Raw genomic sequence first — 2,016 nt, 5'->3', positions numbered from 1 at the left:
GGTGACGCAGGCCACGTCTCCCCGCTCTCACATCAGCAGCAGCATCGCCACCGGCATGTTGGCGATGCTGCTGCTGATGTGAGAGCGGGGAGACGTGGCCTGCGTCACCAATCGCCGGAGTGCGTATCCGGTGGCGGTCAGGCCCTCATAGGCTGGCGCCATGATGGTCCCCGCCGTTCTCCTCCTGCTCGGCGCCCTGACCGCGGTGCTCGCTCCGCGCCTGCTGGCCCGGGCCCAGTGGACCGAGCGCGAACCGGTCGTCGCGCTGTGGGCGTGGCAGTGCGTGGTGGGGGCGGTGCTCCTGTGCTTCGCGCTGTCGATGGTGCTCAGCGCGGCGGCCGCATGGCTGGCGGTGCGCGGCCGGCTCTTCGCGGCGGCCCCGCACGGGGTGGTCGACGCGTACGGCCTCGGCCCGACGGGCGGCCCGTGGGCCGCCGGCACCGCGCTGCTGCTGGCGGGCGGCGGCCTGTGGACGGGGGTGCTGCTGGCCCGGGAGGTGCTCCGGGCTCGGGCCGGGCGGCGGGCGCGGGGCGCCGAGCTGCTGGTGCGGGCGCCGCTGCTGCCGGGTGAGGCGCCGGTGCCGGGTGCCCGGCTCGTCGTCCTGGAGGGGCCGCGGCCCGATGCGTGGTGGCTGCCCGGCCCGGCGCCGCGGCTGGTGGTGACGACGGCCGCGCTCGGCAGGCTGAAGGGCAGCCAGCTGGACGCCGTCCTGGCACACGAGCAGGGCCATGCGGCGGCCCGCCACGACTGGCTGCTGCACTGCTCGCGGGCGCTGGCCGGCGGGTTCCCGCAGGTCCCGGTCTTCGCGGCGTTCGAGGCGGAGATGCACCGGCTGGTCGAGCTGGCCGCGGACGACGTGGCGTCGCGCCGGTTCGGGCGGCTGACCATCGCGCTGGCTTTGGTGGGGCTGAACGAGGACCGGGGCGTCTTCGGCCCCGCGCCCGCCCCGCAGCCGCACGTGCCCGAGCGGGTGCGGCGGCTGCTGTCGGCGACGCCGCGGCTGTCGCCCGTGCGCCGGCTGCGGCTGACGGCGCTGGCGACGCTCGTTCCGGCGGTTCCGCTGCTGGTGGCGTTCGTACCGGGGCTGCGCGCGCTCGCGTAGAAGCCCGCGGGGCGGACCCGGCAGCCCGCCTGCGGTGGCCGGTGCCGTGGCGCGTTCGGCGGCGCGGGCCGGATGGTGCGAGGATCTCCGCATGCGATGCGGGTGGGTTCGGTGGACTGGCATCGGCTGTGCGGTGCTGTGGACGGTGCTGACGGTCCTGGTGGCGGCGGGATGGCGGCCGCTGCTGTCGGGTGACGGTGCGGTGGCGGTGCGGCTGCACGCGTACGCCGTCCGGAACCCTGAGGCCACCGCCGTGGTGCGGGTCCTCTCCGACGTGGTGTGGGATCCGTGGATGATGCGGGCCCTGGCCGTGGCGGCCTGCGTGTGGCTCTGGCGCCGCGGGCGAGGGGAGCTCGCCCTGCGGGTGGCGGCGGCGACGGTGGCGGCGGCCCTGGTGAACCAGGGCATGAAGTCCCTGGTGGGGCGCGAGCGGCCGCAGTGGGCGGACCCGGTGGATTCCGCTTCCTACGCCGCCTATCCGTCGGGCCATGCGGCGACGGCCGCGGCAGTGTGCCTGGTGCTGCTCTGGCTTCTGCTGCGGCGGGTGCCGCGAGCTCCGGCGTGGTCCGTGGCCGCTGCGGCGGTCCTCGCAGCCGTGTCCGTGCTCGGCGTCGGCTTCACCCGTGTCTTCCTCGGGGTGCACTGGGCGTCGGACGTGCTGGCCGGCTGGGTGCTGGGAGCGGGGCTGGCGGCCCTGGCGATCACGGTGCCCCTGCGGGTGCGCCGGACGGGGCCGGCGGAGGCCGGACGGCGGGAGCCCTCGGGCAGGGCTTGACCTCAAGTGCGGTTGGGGTCGGAGGCTTCCTCACATGCCGCCGCCGCAGCAGGTCGGGCGCGGTACTTCACCCCTTGGAGGAGTCCCATGTCGAGCAGCACCGTTTCCGGTTCCGCCCCCGTCGCCCCCGCCGCGGCCC

General features: G+C 76.3%; 2 protein-coding genes. Both read left to right on the top strand.

From position 1 onward, the window contains the following. Positions 1-160: 160 nt before the first annotated feature. On the top strand, positions 161-1,102 hold the full coding sequence (locus tag EF903_RS32045) for a M56 family metallopeptidase (protein ID WP_125548464.1): 942 nt from the start codon (positions 161-163) through the stop codon (positions 1,100-1,102). 91 nt (positions 1,103-1,193) lie between these two features. After that, the gene (locus EF903_RS32040) at positions 1,194-1,877 is read left to right on the top strand and encodes a phosphatase PAP2 family protein (protein WP_125548463.1); all 684 of its coding nucleotides are present in this window, start codon (positions 1,194-1,196) and stop codon (positions 1,875-1,877) included. The last annotated feature ends 139 nt before the right edge of the window (positions 1,878-2,016 follow it).

Source organism: Streptomyces sp. WAC05292 (assembly GCF_003949955.1).
GTDB classification, from domain to species: domain Bacteria; phylum Actinomycetota; class Actinomycetes; order Streptomycetales; family Streptomycetaceae; genus Streptomyces; species Streptomyces globosus.
Note: the sequence above shows the minus strand (reverse complement) of the source record. Positions and strands in the feature narration are given on the sequence as shown.